The organism is Deinococcus sp. QL22, assembly GCF_023370075.1.
GTDB lineage: Bacteria > Deinococcota > Deinococci > Deinococcales > Deinococcaceae > Deinococcus.
Genome location: NZ_CP097153.1, coordinates 21,411 through 39,703 on the forward strand (window position 1 = coordinate 21,411; position 18,293 = coordinate 39,703).

Sequence of the window (18,293 nt, forward strand, 5' to 3'; positions counted from 1 at the left end):
GCAGTTTTTTGGCATATCAAAATATCCACAACAATAAACCGAATCTCTATATGAATGCAACGTTCTTTATCCTATCTTTTTGGTGATTAAACAACATCGACCCAACTCTTCATTAATGCCGAGCTTAACAGAAACAACGTTACAAAAAGCACATTCTCGGCGCAGTTGTTAAGGTTTGACCCATAGCACCGCATAAGTAGGCTCAGGTTGTCTCCCTACAATGGGAAGCATATTCCTGATTCTTGTCTGACCGACGCTGCGTCGCCCCTCTCCGAAAGGAAACCTTGACCATGACCCTGCCCGAAAGCGGCTCTGACCGCGCCGCGCCGTCCGTATCTTTGCCTTTACCTCTGCGAATTCTCGAAAAGGGTGTGTACCGGGGACCGCACCTGTACAGCTTTTCCCCCATGATCCGGCTGATGCTGGACTTGGGCACGCTGGAGTCTTGGCCTTCTCACCGCCTGCCCGACTTTAACGCCCGGTTGCTGGGGCTGCTCCCCAGCCTGCAGGCCCACCAATGCAGTCTGGGACGGCCTGGCGGCTTCGTGGAACGCCTGCACGACGGTACCTGGCTGGGGCACGTGTCCGAGCATGTGGCGCTGGAGTTGCAGTCGTTGGCAGGCTCGCGTGTGTCGCGGGGCAAAACCCGCTCGGTGAAGGGCAGGGCAGGCGTGTACAACGTGCTGTTTGCCTACCAGGAGGAAAAAGTCGGGTTGCTGGCCGGACGCCTGGCCCTGCAACTCGTGGATTCCCTCTTACCCCCGGAATTGCGTGGCGTGCGCGGCCTAGATCTGGTGTACCGCGACGAAACGGGCAGTTTGGCGGCTCTGAATCTGCCCGATGGAAGCTTCAACTTGCCCGCCGCGCTGGAAACGCTCAGCACCCTCGTTCGGCGCACCCGCCTCGGCCCCACGACTGAAGCGTTGGTCCAGGCGGCCCGGCGGCGCGGCATTCCGGTACTGCGGATGGATGAACTGAGCATGATTCAGCTGGGACACGGCAAAAACCAGCAGAGGCTGCGGGCCAGCATTACCGGGCAAACGTCGCATGTGGCCGTAGACGCGGCCAGCAACAAAAATCTAACCAAGCAACTCCTGTCCGATGCGGGCGTGCCCGTGCCGCGTGGCGTAGTGGTTCGCAGCGCCGATGAGGCCGTGCGGGAAGCGGCTCGGCTCGGCTATCCCCTCGTGACCAAGCCGCTGGACGGCAATCATGGGCGCGGTGTCAGCACGCACCTGACCACGGCCGATGAGGTGCGCTCCGGCTTTGTGCTAGCGGCCCAGCACTCGGCGCGGGTCATTCTGGAGCAGCACTACAACGGGCACGATCACCGGATTCTGGTGGTCAACGGGCAAGTCGTGGCGGTGGCCCAGCGCGTGCCTGCACAGGTGATTGGCAACGGCGTCAGCACGGTGCAGGCCCTGATCGACGAGGTCAACCGCGATCCCCGGCGCGGCGCGGGCCATGAAGCCGTGATGACCCGCATCCGGATAGACGCACAGGTGAAGGAACTTCTGGCCGGAGTAGGCTTAACGTTGGAGTCTGTCCCGGCAGTAGGGCAAACCGTCGTTTTGCGCTCCACGGCCAACCTCTCCACGGGCGGCACCGCCATAGACCGCACCGACGAAATTCATCCGGCCAATGCGCTGTTTGCCCGCCGCGCCGCGCAGGCTGTGGGGCTGGACATCGCGGGCATCGACTTTTTGGCCCCCGATATTTCCCAGTCGGTGCGCGACACGGGCGGCGGAATCGTGGAAGTGAACGCCGCGCCGGGCTTCCGGATGCACCTCGAACCCTCGGAAGGCCAGCCGCGAGACGTGGCCCACCCAGTCATCGAAATGCTGTATCCGCGAGGCTCCCGTGCCCGAATTCCTATTCTGGCCGTGACCGGAACCAACGGCAAAAGCACGACGGCCCGGATGGTGGCGCACGTGTTGGCCGCGCAGGGCCTCACAGTGGGCATGACCAGCACTTCGGGCGTGTACATCGGCGGCGAACTGGTGGCCCCCGGCGACGCTACCGGCCCCAAAAGTGCCCGCATGGTGCTGCGTGACCCCACCGTAGACGTGGCCGTGATTGAGGCCGCACGCGGAGGAATGTTGCGGGAGGGATTGGGATTTGACCGGGCCGACGTGGGAGCGGTGCTGAACATCACATCAGACCATCTGGGCCTGAAGGGCATAGACACGCTGCAAGACCTGGCCCGCCTGAAATCGCTGGTGGTGAACGTGGTGGGACGCCGCGGCCACAGCATCCTGAACGCCGACGACCCCCTGACGGCCCGGATGCGCCGCACGGCGGGGGGCCAGGTGGTGTATTTCTCGATGCACGGGCTGAACAAGTTGCGGCGGCATGTGGACGGCGGCGGTCTGGCGGTGGTGCTGGAAGACGGCGAAATCGTGGTGTATCAGGGCGGCCAACGCCTGCCGATCATGCTCGCTGCCGGGATTCCGGCCACGCTGGGCGGCCTGGCAGGCTTCAACGTGCAAAACGCTCTGGCCGCCAGTGCCATGTGCTTTGCCCACGGCATTCCGCTGGACGACATTCGCCGCGCTCTGTGCACCTTCACGTCTTCGTTCGAGCAGTCGCCCGGACGCCTGAACGTGCACGATGGGCATGGCTTCCGCGTCATCGTGGACTACGCGCACAACCCGGCGGGGCTGGCGGCCCTCAGCGACCTGGTGGGCAATTTGCGGCCTCAGTACGCCCGCACCATCGGTATGGTCAGCATTCCCGGTGACCGCCGCAACGAGGATATTCAGGAAATGGGGGTCATCGCCGCCCGCACCTTCGACGACCTGATTTTCCGCGAAGCGCCGGACGGACGGGGCCGGGCCAGCGGCGAGGTGTTGACACTGCTCTCCAAGGGCGCGCTGGAAGCAGGCTTCTCGCCCGAACGGATGCGCCGCGTGCTGCACGAGGCCGACGCCGTAGACGCCTCGCTGCGAATGGCCCGTCCCGGCGACCTGGTGGCGCTGATGCCTACCGCCATTGACGCGGTGTGGCACCAGGTGCAGACCTTTGTGCCGGAGAGCAAAGCTGAGGCTCAGGCCCAGCCTTCCGCCTTCCCGCGCCCCGATCAGCGCCCCAATACGCGCACCGACCAGATGGGCGGCAGGAGCGACCAGCCTCAGCGAGCAGGCCATGATTGACCCACCGATCTGGGCGCTGATCCTGCACGGCGGGGCCAAAGAAATCGCGCCGGAGCAGGAAGAGGCCAACCGCCGGGGATGCCTCGCGGCGCTGGTGGCGGGCCAACAGATTTTGAAAGCAGGAGGCCACGCCCTCGACGCTGCCGAAGCCGTCCTGCGTGCACTGGAAAACGATCCGACCTTTAATGCAGGCTTCGGCTCAGTGCCCAATGCCGATGGGCAGGTCGAAATGGACGCGGCGCTGATGGACGGCAAAACGCTGGCGGTGGGCGCGGTGGCAGGGATTCAGGGCGTGCGTCATCCGGTGTCGGTGGCGCGGGCGCTGCTGCCAGAGATGCCCACGCTGCTGATCGGGGCGGGGGCGCGGCGCTTTGCCGAACAGAGCGACTCGCCGCTCTACGGCGCGGAACTGTGTGATCCCGCCGAGATGCTGTCGCCCCAGCAGGCAGCCAGTGAAGCAGCAGAGTCGGCGGGGCATGACACCGTAGGCTGCGTGGCGCTCGACCAATACGGCGACCTCGTGGCCGGAACCTCTACAGGTGGCCTGAACGGAACCCTGCCCGGACGGGTCGGAGACTCTCCCCTGCCCGGTTGCGGTTTTTACGCCGACAACACGCTGGGCGGCGTGGCTCTGTCCGGTCACGGCGAGGCCATTTCGCGCCTGATGCTGGCAGGCCGAATCATGCATGAACTGGAGAGGAGCGACGTGCAGAGCGCTGTTTCTGCCGCCCTGAATCACTTGAATCGCCTGACCGATACCGATAAAACCGACGCGGGAGCCATTGCTATAGACGCCGGAGGCAACGTGGGCTGGGATCACCGCAGCCCGCATTTCGCGGTGGCCTACGCCACGTCCCAGCACAGCCCACAAGTCTTCTTGAAGCGTTAATTCAAGTGCAAGGACACTCTATGACCGAATCAGATAAAAATGCATCTGGCACGCTGATTATCATTGGCGGGCACGAAGACAAAGACGGCAAACGCCTGATTCTCCACGAAGTTGCCAAGCACCTGCGCGGCGGCAAACTTGTCCTTGCCACCGTCGCCTCACACGAGCCGGAAGGCTATTTTGAAACGTATCAGAAAGCATTCGGGGCGTTGGGCGTCACCGAGATGACCGAACTGTACGTGCAGGAGCGGGCCGAAACCCTGCTGCCCGAAAAACAGGCCCTCTTTGACGGCGCGGCAGGCGTGTTCTTTTCCGGCGGCGACCAACTGCGGATCACCAGCCAGATAGGAGATACGCCATTAGAAGCCCGCGTCCACGAGATTTTTGCGGCGGGCGGCGTCATCGCGGGCACCTCTGCTGGGGCCAGCGTCATGAGCGAAACTATGCTGGTGCGCGGCAGCAGCAGCGAATCCCACCGAATTGGCGACCTGCACATGGCCCCCGGTCTCGGCCTGATCCGCGACGTGATGATCGATCAGCATTTTGGCGAGCGCGGGCGCATTGGCCGCCTGCTGGGCGCGGTGGCGCACAATCCCCGGATGCTGGGGATCGGCATCGATGAAAACACGGCGATTGTGGTTCATGCCGGGTCGTTCCGGGTGATTGGCGCGGGCGCGGTCTACGTGCTGGACGGCGCGGGCGTGACCTATTCCAACATTGCCGACGGCGGCCAGAACAGCGCCCTCTCGCTGACCGATGTGCGGCTGCATGTGCTGGCGCACGGGGACAGTTTCAACCTCGGCACGCGCCGCCCCAACCATGCGCCAGACGTCGAAAGCAGTCATGAACTGGAACTGAACCAGGCGAGCGATACCTAGAGCAGTTATTCGAATGGAAGCATCAGAACAAAGATTCCTGACGCTTCCATTCTTCCCACTTCCTGCCTGACCTCCACTCACTCCATTCGGTCAAAAACAGGCAACTTTTTTCTCAGTTGCTTTAAGACCTCTAACTCCCGCTCCTGCTCAAATCCAACGGCCCATTCTCCGCCTCCATCTCGCGCAAGTTCTGTTCTTGCTGCCTTAAATCCTGTGCGCCCCCAGATTCAGGCGGCAGGGGCGGCGTCGTGTAGTACAGCGTCAGCCAGTGCGCCAGTCCCGCCAACCCCGGAAACAGGGTGCGCTCGGTAATATTGGCCTGATCCAGATGATCCCGAATCTGCCACTTCAGGTCGGCGGGAATAGTGATTTTGAGGGCAGCGTGAGGCTGAGCTTCCAGCCATGCTTCCACCTGAAGTTCGGGCGTACTGGGCAGCGCAAACAGGGCAAACTGCTGAATAATTCGGGCATCCAGCGAAGGTGGCTCTAAAAAGGTGAGAAATGGAGTGTCCGACAGGGCCGCCAACTCCGACAGTGGCGCGGCGCTAAAACTGGCGGCTGTTCCTCTCAGCGACATCACGCTCTGTAACATCTCCACCGTAAAAACCTGTGAGCCTTCATCGGCCAAAGCGTCGCGCAGAGGCGTAGGCAAGCGCCCATGCACGCGGGCCGGATTGACCCGCCAGATGGCTCCGTCGTGGGTAAATTGCGAGGGCATGCGGGTGGCAAAATGCAGTGCCACCAGCGGAGAATAGGTAAAGTCTACCAGGCGCGTGGGCAGGCCGTGATGTTGTCCCAAGGCCAGCCAGTCCCAAACCGTATCGCCCCGCACGCTTTCCTGATGGGCATATTTGCGGAAATTGCGCAGCAGGTGGCGTTCAGTTTCGGCAGGGTCGCCGCCCAGGCGTTGCAACGACGTCTGGAGGGTAAACGAGGCGTTGTGCGATCCACGAAACACGTAGGGCGAACGGTGTCGCCGTAGCGAACTATTCCAGCCATCGGCGTACAGCACGTCCAGCAGGTGCGTCCACGAGGTTACGCGAATTTCTTCGGTAGGTTCCGGGCCAGCGCGGGCAGATTGAGGCGGGCTCATTTGCCTTCCCGCCCCTGAACGGGCATGGCCGAGAGTTCAGAGGTCAATCCCCTTTTAATCGGAAGCTGGCTCATACCAGTTGCGCTCCCAGCGGTGGGCGTACAGTTGTTGCACCTGCTCGTCAGACAGGCCCTGGCCGTCGCCCAGTGCGGCGTTGCGTTCCACGTTCCGCACCGAACGCATGCCCACGATCACGGTGCTCACGGCCTCGTGCGCCAGGACGAATCGCAGCGCCGTTTCGGGCAGTTGCGCCGTAGAAATGCCCAAGCCCTGCTCTATGGCCCGCAACCGGGGTTGAAGGTCAGCCTTGCGGTGGCCGCCAAAATAATTGTTGCGCCAGTCTCCGTCCGGAAAGGTCGTATCTGCCGTGATATTCCCGGTCAGGCTGCCTTCGTCCAGCGCCACGCGCACGATCACGCCCACGCCGTTGGCAAGGCAGGCGTCTAGCAGGCGGTCTTGCGGCGACTGGTCGAAGACGTTGTAGATGACCTGCACGGTTTCTACCACGCCCGCTTCCACAGCCTTCACCGCGTTCCCCGGCTGGTGGTCGTTGATAGAAATCCCGAAATGCCTGATCTTGCCGTCGCGCTTGAGCTGTGCTACCGCCTCTTGCCAGTCGCCTTCACTGAGCCAATCGTCGTTCCAAACGTGAAACTGTTGCACGTCGATGCAGGGCAGGCCCAGGCGCTCCAGGCTAGCCTCGGTACACTGCACCACCCAGTCGCCGGGAAAGGCTTCCGGGGCGTGGGTGCCGGAGCGGGCGGGCCACTGCATGTTTTTGGGGCTGATTTTGGTCGCCACATACACGCCCTCCTGCTCGCGGGCCACTTGCCCCACCAGGCGCTCGCTGTGGCCGTTGCCGTAGCCCATGGCCGTGTCTATAAAATTGCCCCCCAGTTCTATGTAGCGGCGCAGCGCGGTCAGGCTTTCATCGTCTTGGGCGCCCTTCCACATGTCGGCCCCGATCCCCCACGCGCCGTAGCCGATTTCGCTGACTTGCAGTCCGGTGTGTCCCAGTGCCCGTTTATGAATGGTCATAGGGGTTAAGGTACGCCGCACGGGTCGGCGGGCAGATGAGCCGGGGCTTTAGCAAAAATCGGTGTGAATGGAGCAACAGATTCAGACCGGCTCAACTCTGTCGCCCGGTCGTCCACAACCAACATCAACGCAGCGGTGTATCCATCTTTAGGCCCGGCAGTCCCAGAGATTCTCGCCCCGCAAGGTGCAGAGGAAGAGTGACCGTAAAACGTGCCCCACCCAGAGGGCTGCGGTCTACGCTGGCCTGCCCGCCGTGTGCCATTACCAGCGCCCGCACAATTGAGAGGCCCAGCCCACTGCCCCCGGTGTCACGGGCGCGGCTCTCATCAAGCCGGGTAAAGCGCGTGAATACAGCGTCGCGCTGGGCGGCGGGAATGCCGGGGCCGTCGTCATCCACGTGCAGTTGCACGGTGTCCGGCAAGGTTTCTATCTGCACCTCTACCCGGCTGCTGGCATACCGCAGGGCGTTTTCAATCAGGTTGCTGGTCACTTGCCGCACGCGGTCAGGGTCGGCAGTCAGGGCGCTGGACACATTGGACGGCGCGGCCCGGAAGGTCAGGCTCAGGGCGCGGGCGGCGGCGCGGTCTTGTTGATCGCGCACCACCTGCGCGGCCAATTGGCCCAGGTTCACGCCCTGCGGATTCAGGCCCAAGCGCCCCGCGTCGGCCAAGGTCAGTGTCCTCAGGTCGCCTACCAGGCGGGTCAGCAGTTGCGTTTGCCCGCTCAGCAGGGTCACCTGCTCGGGCGTCAGCGGGTACACGCCGTCTTCCAGGGCGTCCAGCCGCGCCTGCATAATGGCAATCGGCGTGCGGAGTTCGTGGGCAATGTCGGCCACTGCATGCTGACGTTCGCGCTCCAGGGCTTGCAGACTTTCGGCCATTTCATTGAAGGTACGGGCCAGTTCCGCCACTTCCCGCTCTGCGCCCAGTGTGGGGGCACGCACGGCCAGGTTCCCGGCGGCCAACTGTGCAGCGGCCCGGCTGACGGCTCCGATGGGGCGCACCACCCGCCGCGCCAGCAGCAGGGCCAACAGCAGCGCGGCGCTGGCGGCCAACAATCCGGCCTGAATCAGACTGGTCTGCACATCGCGCACAAAATCCTGTGTGCGCGGATTCAGGGCGGCAGGAAGGGAACCGGAAAATGGCGTGCGGCCCCGGCGCTCCCCGCTTCCCGTACCATCGGGCGGCTGCGGGCGGCGGCCATTTTCGATGGTCACAGTCAGGCCGTTGGGATTGGAGACGGTGCCGGACACGCCTGAACTGGAATCGCCGGGGGGCAGCAAGTCGGCGTCACTCCCAAAGCGGATTTCGGGGGTCGGCGGATTGGGCGCGAGCTGTTGCCCCAGCCGTTCGGCGGCCTGCCCTGCCCGCAGGTACGCCTGCACTTCGGGTGGCAGCCGCGCAATCTGACGCTTGACCGCGAGATTGCTGAACAAGAACATGCCGCCGGTGGTCAGCAGCACCAGCGCCAGCATCGTCATCAGCAGCGTGACCGTCAGGCTGGGGCCGCGTCTCAGACGGCTGAAGATGCTCAGGCCGGGTAAGTTGCTCAAGCCGGTGCCTCCAGCCTGTACCCGATGCCGCGCACGGTATGCAGCAGGCCGCCCGCATGGACAGCGTCCAGTTTGCGGCGCACACTCGCCAGATGCGCGTCGACCACCCGTTCCAGCGCCTCGCTTTCGGGCAGGGCGGCGGCCAGCAGTTCCTCGCGGCTAAAGGCCCGGCCCGGAGCCTGAGCCAGGTGCGCCAGCAGCCGGAATTCGGCGGGCGTGAGGGCCAAAGGATGTCCGTGCACGCGGGCAGACACGGCGCGGCGGTCAATTTCCAGTTCTCCGACCCGCAGCGGTTTTTCGCCACTTTCGAGGGCGGCGGTGGCGCGGCGCAGCACAGCTTTCACGCGGGCCATCACCTCGCGGGGCCGGAACGGTTTGACCACGTAATCGTCGGCCCCCAGTTCTAGGCCCACAATCTGGTCGGTTTCTTCGGCGCGGGCAGTGACCAGAATCACGGGCGTCAGGCCATCGGCCCGGATGGTTTTCAGCACGTCCAGCCCACTCCTGCCCGGCAGCATCACGTCCAGCAAAATCAGGTCGGGGTGCGCGGCGCGGTAGGCGATCAGGGCGGCCACTCCGTCGGCAGCGCGTTCGGTACGGTAGCCTTCCTGCCGGGCGTAAGCTTCCAGCACTTCGGCCAGTTGCGGTTCGTCTTCGACAATCAGGATCAGGGCGCTCATGCCTGCATGGTAGGCCCAGGCGTGCAAGGTTGTGCGAAGGTGCGAGAAGCTGCTGCTGCTGCCCACGCTGATAATCTCGCGTCTGGGGGCGGCTTCAAGCGTCTTCGCCAAATCTTCAAAAAGCCTTCGCGTGGCCTTCGTGCGCCCGGCCCAGATTGGGGGCATGAGTCGATGCCTGCCGCCCCCGCCCTCAAGGTCAACCCCAATCAGAACCCTGACGCTCGGTCTGTTCCTTCTGTCGGCAACAGGACTGGCCCAGACCGCCACACTGCCCGCTCTGACTCTAGAAGACGCCCTAACACGCTTGGCACAGGCTCCATCGGTCACGGCGGCCCGGCTGAGCGTGCAGGTAGCGCAGCAAAACTATGCGGCGGCCCGCAGTGCGCTGGGCCTGTCGGTCAGCGTGAACGGCAGCGCCGGATATTCGGGCGGGTTTGTCAGCACCGCCGCCGACGGCAGCACCGTGAACACAGCCTCCAGCCTCAGCGGCAGCGCGGGCGTGCAGGTCAGCCTCGGCCTGTTGCCCTGGGCCAGCAGCCAAACCGGGCTTCAGGCCTCGGCCCGCAGCCTAGCGTTGGCCGAAGCGCGGCAGCAAGAAACGCAGGCCAGCACGCGCCTGAACGTGTATGCACAGTATCTTGCGGCAGTGGTGGCCGGGCAAGATGTGGCGCTGGCAAATCAGACTCTGGCGTTTCGGCAGCGGCAACAGGCGGTAGCGCAGGCTCAGGCCGACCTGGGCAACGCCACCCCCCAAAGCGTGCTGAGCGCCGGGGCCGATGTGCTGACTGCTCAGGCCAGCGCCCTGAGTGCCGCCGCAGACCTCGACGCCGCCCGCCGCAATCTGGCCGCGCTGCTGAATGTTGACCTGACGGGCACGGTGTTTTCCAGCCAGCCGCCCAGCAGTGTTGCCCTGCCCGACCTGGGCGCACTGGTGGCCCGCGCCCGCACGTCCAGCCGCTCCGTCGTGCAGGCCCGCAACGATCTGGCCGACGCCCAGGACACCCTGAATACCCAGCAGCGCGACGCCAATCTGCCCGCCCTGAATGCCAGCCTGCGCTACGGCCCAGCCGGAAGCGGCGGCTTGAGCGCCAGCCTGAATGTGAAAGACGGCACGGCGGGCGTGGGTTACATGCTGCCGCTGGGGGGGAGCAGCGGCGCAGACCGCCTGAGCGCCAGCCTGAGCGGAAGTTACGTGGTGTATTCGCCGGGCGTGCGGGCGCAGGTGTCGGCAGCTCAGGCCAGTGTTACGCAGGCCCAACTGAGCCTGAATACCGCCCAGAGCGACGCCGAACTGAATGTGCGAACCCGTTACAGTGCGTCCCAGACGGCCACCATCAACCTGAAGACCAGCGAAACGCAGGTGCAGGTGGCGCAGGCCGGACTGGACGCGGCGGGTCTGCGCCTGAGCGCCGGAACAGGCACGCAAGACGACGTCACGGCGGCCCAGATCGCCCTCGCACAGGCCCAACGCAATCTGATTCAGGCCCGCAGCACCGCGCAGCAGGCGGTATTGCAACTCGAACACTCGGTGTATTGACCCGTTTCCCCTGACGCGTTTCTTTTTTGTCTCTTCTCCCTTCTGCTGCTGGAGGCTCCCCCATGATTCGTCCCACCCCGATCAAATCCGTGTCCAAAACCGCCCTTACCCTCGCCCTGCTGCTTAGCCCTGCGGCCCTCGCCCAGACTGCTGCCCCCGTTTCCCTGAGTGCCGCCGTGCAGGCCGCCCTGCAAAACGGAGCCGATGTGCGTACCGCGCAGGCCAATTTGAACAAGGCGCAGGCCGCCAACGCCGCGCAGCAGGCCGACCCCAGCGCTCTGGCCGCCGCCAAGCTGAACGCCAAAAATACGCTGACGCTGGCGCAGGTGCAGCTTCGGGGTGCCCGGCTGAGTACCCTGCAAACCACCGTCAACTCCTACACCACGCTGCTCAGGGCGCAGGAAAACGTGGAGTTGCAAACCCTTCAGGTGCAGGTAGATCAGAAGGCGGTGCAGGTGGCGCAGGTGAAATTGCAGGTGCAGAATGCCACCGCTCTGGACGTGCAAAACGCGGGCAATACCCTGACCGGATCGCAGCAGAATCTGGCCGACGCCCGCGCGCAGGTGAACCTCGCCAGCGGCAAGCTCAGCACGGCCACCGGACTGACGGCGGGCGTGCGGGCCGGGGCCTTGGGCAACATTCCCACCCTCAAAACGGCGCTGGGGAGCCTGCAAACGGGCCTGAATACCAACCTGACGGGCGTCGTCTCGGCCAATGGCGAGGTGGCTTCTGCCCAGCTGAGTGTCAAATTGGCCGACAACGACTTTACGCCTGCCCGCACGCTGCAAGACGCCCGCACCGCCCTTGCCAACGCCCAGCGCAGCCTGGATTCGGCCCAGAAGAACGCGGCCACCACGCTCAGTAGCGCTTACCAGAGCGTAGACAACGCCGCCGAACTGCTGAAGGTGGCCCTCAGCAAAGAGGCCGCCGCCCAGAAAACCTACAGCCAGGACGCCGCCCGCCTGAAAAGCGGCACGATCAGCGCGGTAGACCTTCAGAACACCCAGTTGACGCTCAAAAAGGCCCAGTACAGCCGACTTCAGGCCCAGACGGACGTATTGCAGGCGTTGGGGAGCCTGTCGGTGGCCGCAGGGCAAAACCTGACGGGGATCGGGGGGACGTTTTAAGGACGGCTCTGGCTTTGGGCGGTGAGCTTTGGGCCATCAACCACGGCACAGCCTCTCCTCTCCCCACACAGTTCAGCAAGCCAAGTTATCCGGCCACCACAGCCCTTGCCACTCACTCCTCACGCTTTCAGAGGTTGCCCCATGACTGAACCGGTCCCCAATCCTTCCCCGCCCCGGCCTACCCCCCCCCAATCCACCCAGTCGCGCACGCCAACCCGTTCAGCACCGCGCAAACGCTGGCCCTGGGTTCTGGGCGCACTGCTGCTCATCGGCGGCGTTACAGGCGGCGTCATCGTGACCCGCAACCGGGCGGCACAGGCCCAAACCGCCACGCCCACCACCCAAACGCAGGCCGTACAGCGAGGCGTGGTACGCGTGAGTGTCAGCGGCCCCGGCACGCTGGAAGCCAGCGCTACCCGCACAGTGGGGGTCAGCCGCAGCGTCACCGTGGGCGCATTGCCCGCTGTGGGCGAACGGGTCACCAGGGGGCAACTGCTGACCACCCTCACCAGCGATGACGTGCAGGACAGCGTCAAAACCGCCGAACTTAATCTTTTGAAAGCGCGTGCCAGCCTGGACGCGACGCGGGCGTCTCAGGCGTCGGGGGCGGCCAGCAGGCAAAGCAGCGTGACCAGTGCCGAAAGCAGCGTGGCACAGGTGCAGCAAACGCTGAGCGAGGCCCGCACCACGCTGAATGCACAGGAACAACTCGCGGCCATTGGCGCAGTCAGCAGGCAAGCCCTGGACGAAGCAAGGAACGCCGTGACCAACGCCGAACTTGATCTGAAGAGCGCCCGCTCAAGCGCCGCTGCCTCGCGCACCCAACTGAGTACCAACGCCAGCAGCGACGCCGAGAACCTGCGGAGCGCCCAGATTGCTGTGCAGCAGGCGCAGGCCAGCCTCGACACCGCGCAGCAGGCCCGTACCGGCCTGAAGGTGTACGCCCCGATTACGGGCGTGGTCAGTGCCGTGAGCGCCACCGAGGGCGCAGTGCTGGCAAGTGCGGCGGGTCTGCTGACCCTGATGGACGACTCCACGCTGGAATTGCCCGTGCAGGTGGACGAAACAGAGATCGCGGGCGTGAAGGTGGGCCAGCCTGCCAGCGTGACGCTGGACGCAGTGGACGGCGAAACCTTCTCTGGACAGGTGGTGCGCGTGTCTCCGGCGGCCACGCAGTCCAGCGGCATCAGCGTGTTTACGGCCACCGTGCGCCTGCCCAACTCAGGCGGCGTGCTGCGGGCAGGTATGACTGCCGAAGCCGAAATTGTGCAGAGCGAAGACCGGGGCCTGATCGTGCCGCAAAAGGCGATTGAAACCGTGCGGAGCCGCAGCTACGTACAGGTACAGGGGACAGAAGGCACCGAGCCGGAGCGCGTGCGGGTAGAGCTAGGCGACACCGATGGCACGAATACTGTGATCAGAAGTGGCCTGACATCCGGGCAAGAAGTGGTGGTACCCGGCACCACGCCCAGTCCCTCTGGTACAACCTCGGGCAGCACGACGCGCACACCCGGCGTAGGCAGGCCTCCCGCTGGCTTCGGCGGCGCACCATGACCGCAGCTGCTGCTGCTCCCCTTCCCGTCGTAGAACTTACCGGGATCGGCAAGGTCTATACACAGGGCGAACTGGTCTTTGAAGCCTTACGCGGCGTGTCACTCACCATTCTTCAGGGCGAAATGGTGGCGCTGATGGGGCCGTCGGGCAGCGGCAAAACCACGCTGATGCAGGTTATCGGGCTGCTTGACCGTCCTAGCAGCGGCTCTTACCACTTGGCGGGCCGCGACGTGACCACGCTCAATGAAAATGACCTCGCCCGCGCCCGCAATGAAGACATTGGCTTTGTGTTTCAGGCCTTCCATCTGCTGGCCCGCCAAACCCTGCTGGAAAACGTAGAAGTGCCTCTGGTGTATGCCGGAGTGCCGCCCCGCGAACGCCGGGCGCGGGCGCTGGATTTGCTGGAACGGGTGGGCCTGGCCGACAAAGCGGGCAGCCGCCCGTCTCAGATCAGCGGGGGGCAAAAGCAGCGTGTGGCGGTGGCCCGCGCCCTGGCGGGCAGCCCGCGCCTGCTGCTGGCCGACGAACCCACCGGAAACCTGGATACCCGCACCAGCGAAGAAGTGATGGCCCTGTTCTGCGCCCTGCACGCCGAGGGAACGACCGTGGTGATCGTGACCCACGAGGCCGACATCGGAGCCTATGCCGAACGCGTGGTGCGGGTGCGCGACGGCCTGATTGAGAGCGACAGGCAGCAAACGCCCAGGCGTCCCGGTGGCGTCATGCCTCAGGCTGCGCTCCAACCACCTCCTCAACCTGGGGGTGACGCATGACCGTTCAGGTAGATGGGTCACTGCAGCCTGACCCACCCCCCGGAACAGCGCCCGCTGCTGCCCCTGCTGTCCTGGCTGCCCCAGCGCGGCCCCGCAAAAGCGGCGGCATCGGCCTCGGCGGAGCGTTCGTCATTGCCTGGCGGGCCATCGTCGGTACACCGCTGCGCTCTATTCTGACCGCGCTGGGTGTGATTATCGGCGTGGCGGCGGTGGTGGCCCTGACTGCCATCGGGCAAGGCAGCACGGCGGGCATCACGCGCAATCTGGAGTCGCTGGGCACCAACCTGCTGACGGTGCAAAGTGCGCGTGGGGGCGGCGGCGGCAGCCTCGTGCGGGCTGGCCCCCGCCAAACCGTGACCCTCAAGGACGCCGAGGCGCTGAGTACAGCCTTCGGTGCGCGGGTGGCAGGCGTGGCCCCCACCGCCCAGAGCAGTATTCAGGCCAAAGTGGGCGACCTGAACGCGCAGGTGACGCTGTTGGGCACGTGGCCCGCCTACGAAACAGTACGCAACAGCCCCGTCGCCAGCGGCAGCTATTTTACGCAGGCTGACCTGGACGGACGCAAGCGCGTAGCCGTCATCGGCGCTCAGGTGGTCACCGACCTGTTTGCCGACACGCCCGACCCGGTGGGCCAAAAGCTGCGCCTAAGTGGAGTCTCGTTTACGGTGGTGGGCGTGCTGCCCGACAAGGGCAACAGCGGCTTCGGCAACGCCAATTCTCAGGTGATCGTGCCGCTGAGTACCTATATTCAGCGTTTTAGCCGCACCAACAGCGCCAGCGGGCAGCCCACCGTAAGTAGCGTTTACTTGCAGGCCACCAACAAAGACGACCTGAGCGCCCTCGTGACCGAAGTAACCGACCTGATGAGCGCCCGACACGAGCAGACCGACCCCGACAACCTCGATTTCAGCGTGCAGAATCAGGCCGACAGCCTGGCCAGCCTGAATACCATCACCAACACGCTAACGCTCCTCGTGGGCGCAATCGCGGGCATCAGCCTGCTCGTCGGCGGCATCGGTATCATGAACATCATGCTGGTCAGCGTGACCGAGCGCACCCGCGAAATTGGTGTTCGCAAGGCGCTGGGCGCACGTCCCCGCGACATCCTGACCCAGTTTTTGGTGGAAGCTGCGCTGCTCAGCTTGGGCGGCGGCATCATTGGCATCGGTCTGGGCATCGCCACTGCTTACGCCGGAAACAGCTTTGGCATCAGTCCGGTGTTTTCGGTCACACCCATCGTCGTCGCGTTCGTGTTCAGTGCGCTCGTGGGCGTGTTTTTCGGCTACTATCCCGCTGCCAGAGCTGCTCGCCTGGATCCCGTAGAAAGCCTGCGCTACGAATAATTCCGTTCCTGTCAGTCTAACTCAAGGAGAACCAACGATGCTATCAAACCGTATGTTTCTGACCACTGCCCTGTTGCTTACCTCGGTCGCCGCCGCCCAACAAGGCAATTCGGCCAACGGGGCCGGCTTCCAGATGACCCCCGAAATGCGGGCGCGAATGGCGGCCATGCAGCCCATCCAAGACCTGTCCCAAACTGTGCGCCTGCTGCCCGAACTGGAAAAGAACAAGGCGACTGCCGTGACCAAAACGCAGGCCAAGACGCTGCTGACCATCCTGACCACGCTGCAAAAAGCTTCGGCGGTGCAGCCCAACGACGCCAAGAAATACCTGACACAAATAGAAGACAAGATTCTGACCGAGAAGCAGTTGACGGCGCTGGATACGTTGCTGATCAAGGCAGAAAAAGAACAGCAGGCGCAGCGGGCCGCCCGCCAGAGTGGACAAACTGCGCGGGTTCCGGGGATTCCCGGCGGCTTGCTGGGTGGGCAGCGTCCGGGCGGCCAGAATGCCCAGGGTCAAGCGGGAGGGGGTCAAGCCGGAACGGGTCAGCGGCAACCCGGCGCATTCAATCCCTTCAAGGAAGGGCGGGGGGTAGAAGCCCTAAACAGCTACATTGCGCTGCTGAAGAAGAAATAGAACAACCAAGCAGGAGGCCCGCTCATTTAACTTGAGCGGGCCTCCTGCTGAGTTTCACACTTGAGCTTTAGCTGTGCAGGCGCGGATTCCCTGTCACCCAGTCCAGCGGCGCGAGGTGCAGTTGCCGCTGGGTATGCTCTTTGTTCCACGCATGAAACACGATCATGTCTGTTCCGTCTGGGCCAACGATCAGTGAGTTGTGGCCGGGGCCGATCAGGCCGTTCAGGCCGCTCCACAGCACCGTCGGCCCTTCGACTGGCTCGCGCCAAGGCCCCAGCGGATGCTCGGCCACCGCGTGCCCCACGCCGTAGGTGTCGTTTGTCCACGCACCGCCCGAGTAAAAGCAGTGGTACAGGCCGCCGCGCTCCACCACAAAGGGGCCTTCCAACGTGTGCCAGTCGTAAGTCTGGTTGTACATTGGCCGTTCGCGCTCATAGATTTGCCAGTCGTGGCTGGCCCGCAACACGGTTGTCACGGGGCCGCCGGGGGTCTGCATGTCCTGCATCGGAATCACGGCCAACGTGGTTCCCACCCGCTCGCCGTCCAGATGGTCGCGGGCAAAGTACAGATACCACTGACCGTCTTTATCCTGAAATGGGTGCGGATCGATGGCAAATGGCTCATCGGGCGTGAGGTTCAGGCCCTGATCGGTAAACGGCCCCAGCGGAGTGGGTGCGGTTGCCACCCGCAAATGATGGTGTTTGTCGCCTATGCCTGCCGAGTAGTACATATAAAACGTACCTTCCGACTGCGCCACTTCGGGCGCCCAGTAGTCGCGGGGTTCACCAGGCAGGGGCGTCAAGGCTCCGCCGTGCGATGTCCAGTTCTCCAGATCGGGTGAGGACAGGATTTCGAAGGCGCGGCCATCGTCTCCGGCGTTGCGGCCTGTGCCGTAGGCGTAATACTGACCCTGCCATTCCAAAATAAAGGGGTCGGCAAAGTAGCCAGAAAAGCGGGGGCCGCTCATGGCAAGGGCCTCGGGGCAGGTTGAGGGGTAAGGGTGGGGCCTTTGACGGTCATTTTGCCGCCACTAAACGTCACTGGATCGATTCGCATGCTGCGGTAGCCTACGCTATCGCCAATTTGCCCGGTTGTCCACGCGTGGTAGGCGATCCAGGGTTTTCCTGCACCGTCGGTCACGATGGTTTGGTGGCCGGGGCCGGAAATCTCGCCTTTGGTGACCAATACCGGGTTTTCTTCCGCTTTTTTGTAGGGGCCAGTGACCGTTTTGCTGGTCGCGTAGCCCACCGCATACAGGTCGCTGTCAAAGGGACCGCCCGAATACAGCAGGTAATACACGCCGCCCGCTTTGTAGAGCGTCGGTGCTTCGACCACACTGCCTTCCCACAACTGGAAATTCTGGATCAGGCCATTGGCTTTTCCGGTCAGGCGCAGGCCGTCGGCAGTCAGGGGCTGAATGAAAATCTCGGTGGTCATGTTGCAGCAGTTGCCGTCGTTTTTCCAGAGCAGGTAGGCTTTGCCGTTGCTGTCGACAAAGGGGCTGGCGTCAATGCTGCCGCCCAGATCGGCCTGACAGACGATGGGGCCGCCGCCAGCGGGCGAAAACGGCCCCGCTGCCTTGACTGCCACCGCTACGCCGATGCACTGGCGGTCACTCTTGATGTCGCGGGCAGTGTAGTACATCAGGTATTTGTTGCCCAGCCGCGCCACTTCGGGCGCCCATGTCAGACCCGGCTTCACCCATGCGGGCAGTTTGGGCAGGGCGTCGCCCCCTGTCGTCCAACTCACCAAATCTTTGCTGACCGCGTAGGGCACGTTACCGCCGCTGCCATTGGTGGCGTAGGCGTGGTAGGTCGCCCCGGAGCGCAACACGAACGGATCGGGAAAGTTGGCGTCCAGCACGGGGTTGGAGAAAGTGGCAGCCTGTGCGGCGGCGGGCCGGGAGCCAGCCTGCGCGGGGCCAGCGCCCCCAGCGAGGGCCAAATCTCCCAACATTCCGGCCATCAGGCCTGCGGCCAGTACAGCGGCGGCCCGGTAAGACTGCTTCAGATTCAGAGAAAATTGACCAGTCACGTCGGC

The 18,293-nt window shown here is 64.0% G+C and carries 15 protein-coding genes; 9 read left to right on the top strand and 6 right to left on the bottom strand.

Annotated features, from left to right (window positions below; genetic code table 11):
* Nucleotides 1-290 precede the first annotated feature (290 nt).
* Genes cphA through M1R55_RS24915 form a run of 3 tightly spaced genes read left to right on the top strand, consistent with a single transcriptional unit; the run spans nucleotide 291 to nucleotide 4,919 of the window.
* Complete coding sequence (gene cphA / locus M1R55_RS24905; protein ID WP_249395993.1) at nucleotides 291-3,152, top strand: cyanophycin synthetase; 2,862 nt, start codon at nucleotides 291-293, stop codon at nucleotides 3,150-3,152.
* Complete coding sequence (locus M1R55_RS24910; RefSeq protein ID WP_249395994.1) at nucleotides 3,145-4,041, top strand: isoaspartyl peptidase/L-asparaginase family protein; 897 nt, start codon at nucleotides 3,145-3,147, stop codon at nucleotides 4,039-4,041. Before cphA ends, M1R55_RS24910 begins: the two co-directional genes overlap by 8 nt.
* Before the next feature lie 20 nt (nucleotides 4,042-4,061).
* On the top strand, nucleotides 4,062-4,919 hold the full coding sequence (locus M1R55_RS24915; protein ID WP_249395995.1) for a cyanophycinase: 858 nt from the start codon (nucleotides 4,062-4,064) through the stop codon (nucleotides 4,917-4,919).
* Between the two features lie 130 nt (nucleotides 4,920-5,049).
* On the opposite strand, the gene M1R55_RS24920 is transcribed toward M1R55_RS24915, so the two are convergent.
* From M1R55_RS24920 to M1R55_RS24935, 4 genes are all read right to left on the bottom strand, one after another.
* Nucleotides 5,050-6,012, bottom strand: a complete 963-nt coding sequence (locus M1R55_RS24920) for an FRG domain-containing protein (protein ID WP_249395996.1) — start codon at nucleotides 6,010-6,012, stop codon at nucleotides 5,050-5,052.
* Nucleotides 6,013-6,066: 54 nt separating this feature from the next.
* A complete protein-coding gene (locus tag M1R55_RS24925; RefSeq protein ID WP_249395997.1) occupies nucleotides 6,067-7,050 on the bottom strand; it encodes an aldo/keto reductase in 984 nt (327 codons plus the stop codon).
* A 124-nt stretch (nucleotides 7,051-7,174) separates the two neighbouring features.
* Nucleotides 7,175-8,602 carry a cell wall metabolism sensor histidine kinase WalK gene (locus tag M1R55_RS24930; protein ID WP_249395998.1) on the bottom strand — a complete coding sequence of 476 codons (1,428 nt, stop codon included), beginning with the start codon at nucleotides 8,600-8,602 and terminating at the stop codon, nucleotides 7,175-7,177.
* Nucleotides 8,599-9,282, bottom strand: a complete 684-nt coding sequence (locus M1R55_RS24935) for a response regulator transcription factor (RefSeq protein ID WP_249395999.1) — start codon at nucleotides 9,280-9,282, stop codon at nucleotides 8,599-8,601. The genes M1R55_RS24930 and M1R55_RS24935 overlap by 4 nt, the downstream gene beginning before the upstream one ends.
* 163 nt (nucleotides 9,283-9,445) lie before the next feature.
* Here M1R55_RS24935 and M1R55_RS24940 point away from each other — a divergent pair, with 163 nt between their 5' ends.
* The 6 genes from M1R55_RS24940 to M1R55_RS24965 all read left to right on the top strand — a co-directional run bounded on the left by M1R55_RS24940 (nucleotide 9,446) and on the right by M1R55_RS24965 (nucleotide 16,253).
* Nucleotides 9,446-10,819: a TolC family protein gene (locus tag M1R55_RS24940; RefSeq protein WP_249396000.1), complete on the top strand. Its 1,374-nt coding sequence runs from the start codon at nucleotides 9,446-9,448 to the stop codon at nucleotides 10,817-10,819.
* A 62-nt stretch (nucleotides 10,820-10,881) separates the two neighbouring features.
* Nucleotides 10,882-11,946, top strand: coding sequence for a TolC family protein (locus M1R55_RS24945; protein WP_249396001.1), 1,065 nt, complete (start codon nucleotides 10,882-10,884; stop codon nucleotides 11,944-11,946).
* 141 nt (nucleotides 11,947-12,087) lie between these two features.
* A complete protein-coding gene (locus M1R55_RS24950) occupies nucleotides 12,088-13,500 on the top strand; it encodes an efflux RND transporter periplasmic adaptor subunit (RefSeq protein WP_249396002.1) in 1,413 nt (470 codons plus the stop codon).
* Nucleotides 13,497-14,273 carry an ABC transporter ATP-binding protein gene (locus M1R55_RS24955; protein WP_249396003.1) on the top strand — a complete coding sequence of 259 codons (777 nt, stop codon included), beginning with the start codon at nucleotides 13,497-13,499 and terminating at the stop codon, nucleotides 14,271-14,273. Before M1R55_RS24950 ends, M1R55_RS24955 begins: the two co-directional genes overlap by 4 nt.
* On the top strand, nucleotides 14,270-15,616 hold the full coding sequence (locus M1R55_RS24960) for an ABC transporter permease (RefSeq protein WP_249396004.1): 1,347 nt from the start codon (nucleotides 14,270-14,272) through the stop codon (nucleotides 15,614-15,616). The genes M1R55_RS24955 and M1R55_RS24960 overlap by 4 nt, the downstream gene beginning before the upstream one ends.
* 37 nt (nucleotides 15,617-15,653) lie before the next feature.
* On the top strand, nucleotides 15,654-16,253 hold the full coding sequence (locus tag M1R55_RS24965) for a hypothetical protein (protein ID WP_249396005.1): 600 nt from the start codon (nucleotides 15,654-15,656) through the stop codon (nucleotides 16,251-16,253).
* 67 nt (nucleotides 16,254-16,320) lie between these two features.
* On the opposite strand, the gene M1R55_RS24970 is transcribed toward M1R55_RS24965, so the two are convergent.
* Both M1R55_RS24970 and M1R55_RS24975 read right to left on the bottom strand, forming a co-directional pair.
* The gene (locus M1R55_RS24970; protein WP_249396006.1) at nucleotides 16,321-17,220 is read right to left on the bottom strand and encodes a glycoside hydrolase family 43 protein; all 900 of its coding nucleotides are present in this window, start codon (nucleotides 17,218-17,220) and stop codon (nucleotides 16,321-16,323) included.
* On the bottom strand, nucleotides 17,217-18,287 hold the full coding sequence (locus tag M1R55_RS24975) for a glycoside hydrolase family 43 protein (protein ID WP_249396007.1): 1,071 nt from the start codon (nucleotides 18,285-18,287) through the stop codon (nucleotides 17,217-17,219). The genes M1R55_RS24970 and M1R55_RS24975 overlap by 4 nt, the downstream gene beginning before the upstream one ends.
* Nucleotides 18,288-18,293 lie beyond the last annotated feature (6 nt).